A 4,907-nucleotide genomic window follows, 5' to 3' on the forward strand; every position below is an offset into this window, starting at 1 on the left:
GTGTCGGGATGAAAGCCGTTCGTGCTACAAGTGAGGCGAACAAGTTCAATCTCTGGAGAGTTTCCCGCCGTGGGTTGCACGGTGGCAGCACGCTGAGACCTCTGTACCAACAAGTCTGGGAAGCGTGAAGCCCGTACGCTATCGGTTCGCGCAGCGTGGCGTCAGCCATGTTGTGTTGACTCAACGAAGATGAGTGCCGGGAGTTGTTCACAACTGCTGCTACAAGGTGGGATCCCTTCCCCAGCCGAAGGTACGCCTTTGCGCAGGAAGCCCAACCGCTCGGATGCTATAACACTACCTAGCGTGTAGCCTGCTTACGTCAGGGGGGCGAAGTCCTTTGGCTGAGTTTGCAGCAAAAGAACTCGCTGGGTGGAGGGGTTGGTAAGAAGGGGCAATCTTGGCCATGAGCAGCATCTGGGTTGAGCAGCGCCGCCGTGAGGAGGAAGCGCGCCATTTTTTTTGGATGGTGGCGCTGTCCTTGCTGCTGCATGGGCTGGCGCTGCTGGCCTTGCTCTACTGGAGTCGGTTTTGGCTTATTCGCGAGCCAGAACAAGAGGCCATTGAGTTTATCTTGCTGGAGCCAGAAGATCTCGAGCCGCCGGAAGAAGCAGAGCTGGTTTCAGAAGTGGATTCCCGCGATGGGGGCGAGCGGGTAGAAGCACCCCCTTCCCAGGGCAGCCCACCCCAATCCCAGGCTGCCCCCCAACAGGAAGCTCCCCCACCGCCTCCGCCCCAACCCCAGCCGCCACGGCCGCAGCCGCCTGCCCCTGTGCCACCCCCTGCCCCGGCGGAAGTTGCCCTGGCCACTCCTAGACCTACCCCACCCCCCACGCCAACTGCGCCTCCGGCTCCTCCTCGGCCTGCGGCAACGCCAACTGCAGCCCCACCTCCGCCCACCCCAGCCACCCGACCCACTCCCACCCAGACCCTGCCGCCTGTGGCGGCTGCTCCTCCTGCTCCGCCAGCTCCTACGCCTCCCCCCACTGCCGAGCCTCTACCCGTGCAGCCCAGCGAGCGGGCCTCGGATCTCAGCCAATTGCAGCCGGCTGCGCCGGCTCCCCAACCGGAGGTTCTCCTCGCCGAGCGGCCCTCCGATGCTTCCCAGTTGGGGCCGCCCCTGAGCGCTTCTGCTGCCAGTGAAGGGGCTGGGATCCAGGGCCAGGGAGCCAGCGGCTTGGCCAACCCCACCCAGTCGGCTCCCAACCCCCCCAGTGTGGCGGCGCGGGCGAATGTGGACTGGGGCCCTTGGCTGGCAGCTTTACAGCGCAAGGTGGAACAAAACTGGATCCCGGGGCAGACTGGCACTTCCCGCCGCACGGTGGTAATCTTCACGGTGGGTCGGGGGGGCGAGCTGCAGAGCATCCGCCTGGCCCGCACTTCCGGCAGCCAACAAACCGACGACGCGGCGCTGACAGCCATCCAGAGAGCAGCTCCGTTTTTGCCCCTGCCTGAGGCCTACGAGGGCAACTCGGTGACGATTAACTTCACCTTCGACATCAACGTGTTGGGACAATTAACCGTAGGTGGATCGGCTAACTGACAACGGCCTCACGGTGCTGCCTCCCAAAACGTCGCAGCAGAACTGCAGGGATCGCTCCAGCTTGTCAATTGCGGATCATGGTGGGGACAGAAGGCACTGCACAAGCTCGGAGAATCGGCGACGGTGCGTTTATCCTAGTCCTTGATTCTTAGAGATCCGTTGATGGGCACAACTTCCCTGCAGCGCACCCCCCTGTTTCCCTTCCATCAAGCCCTGGGGGCGCGGTTTGTCTCCTTTGCCGGCTGGGAAATGCCCCTGCAGTATCGGGGCGTGGTGGCCGAGCATCGGGCAGTGCGGGAGCGGGTGGGGGTATTCGACATCTCCCACATGGGCAAGTTCGAGCTCTGGGGGCCGGAGCTGGGATCCCACCTCAGCCGGCTGGTGCCCAGCGATCTGGCTGCCTTGCCAGTAGGATCCGCTCGCTACACGGTTTTGCTCAATCCGCTGGGGGGCATTGTGGACGATGTCATCTTCTACCGGCATCCACCGGAAGGGGAGCTGGAGCACTGGAGCCTGATCGTCAACGCGGCCACCCGCCACAAAGATAGGGAGTGGCTGCAGCAGCAGGGGATCCCTGGGCTGGAACTGCAGGATCACACCGAGTCGCAGGTGTTGCTGGCGGTGCAGGGGCCGGCAGCGGAAGAGGTTCTTCAGCCTTTTTTGGCGGGATCCCTGAAGGCTTTGCGCCGCTTTCAACACGGACAGTTTGCTCCTCAAAAAGGGGGATCCTCAGGGGCAAGGGTCTTTGTGGCCCGCACCGGCTACACCGGAGAAGACGGCTTTGAGATCTTGCTTAGCCCCCCAGAGGGCTGCTGGCTCTGGGAGCAACTGGTGCAGGCAGGAGTACAGCCCTGTGGCTTCGGCTGCCGCGATACCCTGCGCCTAGAGGCTGCTTTTTGCCTCTACGGCCAGGACATGGACGAGAGCACGACTCCCCTGGAAGCTGACTTGGGTTGGTTGGTCAACAATCCAGGGGACTACATTGGCAAGCTGGCCCTCGAACGTCAACGCGAGCAAGGGATCCCGCGTCGCCTGGTGGGGTTTCGCCTATTGGATCGAGCCATTCCCCGCAGCGGCTATGCCATCTACGCTCCCAACTCCCCTGAGCCGATCGGGCGGGTAACCAGCGGCAGCCATTCTCCTACCTTGGGCTACGGCATTGGCCTGGGATATGTGGATTCAACTTGGGCCAAGGTGGGATCCCGACTGGAGATTGAGATTCGGGGCCAGCGCCGGCCCGCCGAAGTGGTAAAAAAGCCCTTCTACAGAGGGGCAGGCTCCAGTTAGCTTGGGGGGTTGAGCTGTCTGCCGGCCTTGGGGGTGGAGTATTCCTGCTGCAGCCGCCGCAATTTCCGCAGGGCCCGCCGCTCAATTTGCCGGACTCGCTCCCGCGAAAGACCGATGTGCTCCCCGATCTCCCGCAACGTCAGGCCCTTCGACCCATCCAGCCCATAGCGGGCCACAATTACCTGCTGCTCGCGTTCGCTCAGTTGGCCCACCAGAGCGCGCACCTCCTCGCAATGGGCAGCCCGGTTCAGATGTTCGACCGGATCGTTGTCTTCGTCAGGGATAAAGTGCTGCAGCTCAGTGCCGTCCTCGTCCCCCACCCCGACGTTGAGGGATCGGATCTCGGCCATGTGGCGGGTGATCAGTTCGCGGTAGTTGTCGCCAATATCCAGCGAATCGAAAACTTCCTCTGCGGCAGGCCGGGATCCCCTTTCGGCGGACAGCTCGCGGTAGCGCCGCTTCACCTGGGAGACCTTCTCGTACATGTGGGCGGGCAGCCGGATCAGGCGCCCCTTGTTTTGGATGCCGCGGTTCACGCTCTGCCGGATCCACCAGGTGGCGTAGGTGGAGAACTTGTACCCCCGCGTGGGATCGAACTTTTCCACGGCGCGAGTGAGGCCGATGGTGCCCTCCTGAATCAGATCCAGAAAGGGCAGACCGCGGTTGCGGTAGCGCTTGGCAATCGACACCACCAGGCGCAGGTTGCACTCCACCATGCGCTTCTTGGCGGCTTCCCCCTGCCGCAGGATCTGCTGCAGCTCCTCTAAAGGGATCCCCAGTCGTTGGCTCCAATCCTCCAGCGACTCGTGCTGCCGCCGCTGCTCCAGAAGGGCCATCATCCGCTGCACTTGGTGGGCCAGACGCAGTTCTTCCTCGGCGGTGAGCAACGAGTAGCGCCCAATGATTTTTAAGAAACGCCCCACTGCGTCTTGCAGCTCAAGATTTTCCGACATATCCAACCCCACACCATAAGTTGATGCCCTGTCAGAATCTTCTCTTCTGCTGTCGCGTCAAGCTTTCTTCCCACTAGGAAGCCGACCTTGCTGCAAACAGCACCTTATTCATACCAGTAGAAAAGCCTTTCCGTAAAGGTTTTGGCAACCTAAAATGCAGACTTTCAGCGGCTATTTGATTCACTAAATTTATTGAGTCCTGTCCGTGAGCTACTGCCAGCAGTGCCTCAGTTCTGGGCTCTGTCGGCTCCCTGATCTACGGGTAGATGTTACGAAAATAAAGCGATTCCGTTACTCAAAACTTAGACCAATAGGATCCGAAAAAAGCAAGTAAAATCGGTCATGCTCTCTTAATCGTTAACCAGATTGCACTGAGATAAAAAACATGTTTTTTGATACACTCTACATCGCTACAGATGCCTATTTTGTCTGTAGAAACCCATCGGAGAGGCCGGCCCAGCAAGGCATCGAACAGCCTGCTGGCCCATTTCTGCAACCTTTTGAGGCTGATTTCAGAGAGAGTTGTCAATAAGCCTCAGCCCCAAACCAGCCAAGGCAGATCCCAAGGAAAAGCCGTCGTCTTGGCTTTCCCAAGTTTAGGGCAAATTAAGGCAAATTTTGAGCCTTAGACACTACCTGTGGAGTCAAACCTTCGAGCCGCCAGCGTACTACAGGTTATCCGTCGAGTAGGGGCTGTGGAGCCCAGGGGGGAAAAGCCGCAACCCCTGCTGGCGCACGCGTTGCTCCTGCAGCGGGAGAGGGGTGATGCGCGGCAAAGGCGTAGCCTCAGGTTGAGGTGTTGGAGTGGGAGCAGGCGTAGGCAAGGGGCTAGGTGTTGGTTTCGGCGTGGCCACTACAGCCGGTGGGGTTGGCACAGCAGGTGTGACCTCAGCCGGGATCCCTTCTGAGGTGGGACGGGGACGCCGGAGTTGAAAGCGCGGCTGGCGACGTGGTGCAAGAGTGGGCGTCGACTCTGGTGTAAGAGTGGGTGCCGGCGTTGATGTGGGGGTTGGTATTGGTTCTGGCGCTAATAACAATAACCGAGCCACCAGACCGAAAGCCAACACAGTATGCCCTATAATGCTTTTAAAATAAAAAGCGGGGCGGGGGGGGGGGGGGTGGGGGGG

Annotated in this window: 3 protein-coding genes; 2 read left to right on the forward strand and 1 reads right to left on the reverse strand. The window is 60.6% G+C overall.

What is annotated here, in order from left to right; all coding sequences use genetic code 11:
• Positions 1-403: 403 nt before the first annotated feature.
• Together NW852_RS11210 and gcvT are read left to right on the forward strand one after the other, a co-directional pair.
• Complete coding sequence (locus NW852_RS11210) at positions 404-1,540, forward strand: energy transducer TonB (protein WP_414426752.1); 1,137 nt, start codon at positions 404-406, stop codon at positions 1,538-1,540.
• A 162-nt stretch (positions 1,541-1,702) separates the two neighbouring features.
• Positions 1,703-2,827 (forward strand): glycine cleavage system aminomethyltransferase GcvT, encoded by a 1,125-nt coding sequence (gcvT, locus tag NW852_RS11215; RefSeq protein ID WP_414372745.1) that lies wholly within the window; start codon positions 1,703-1,705, stop codon positions 2,825-2,827.
• Here the strand turns inward: gcvT and NW852_RS11220 are convergent.
• Positions 2,824-3,780, reverse strand: coding sequence for a sigma-70 family RNA polymerase sigma factor (locus NW852_RS11220; protein WP_414366517.1), 957 nt, complete (start codon positions 3,778-3,780; stop codon positions 2,824-2,826). The two genes, gcvT and NW852_RS11220, sit on opposite strands and share 4 nt — an antisense overlap.
• Positions 3,781-4,907 lie beyond the last annotated feature (1,127 nt).

It is taken from the genome of Synechococcus sp. H60.1 (assembly GCF_047462335.1).
Taxonomy (GTDB): Bacteria; Cyanobacteriota; Cyanobacteriia; order Thermostichales; family Thermostichaceae; genus Thermostichus.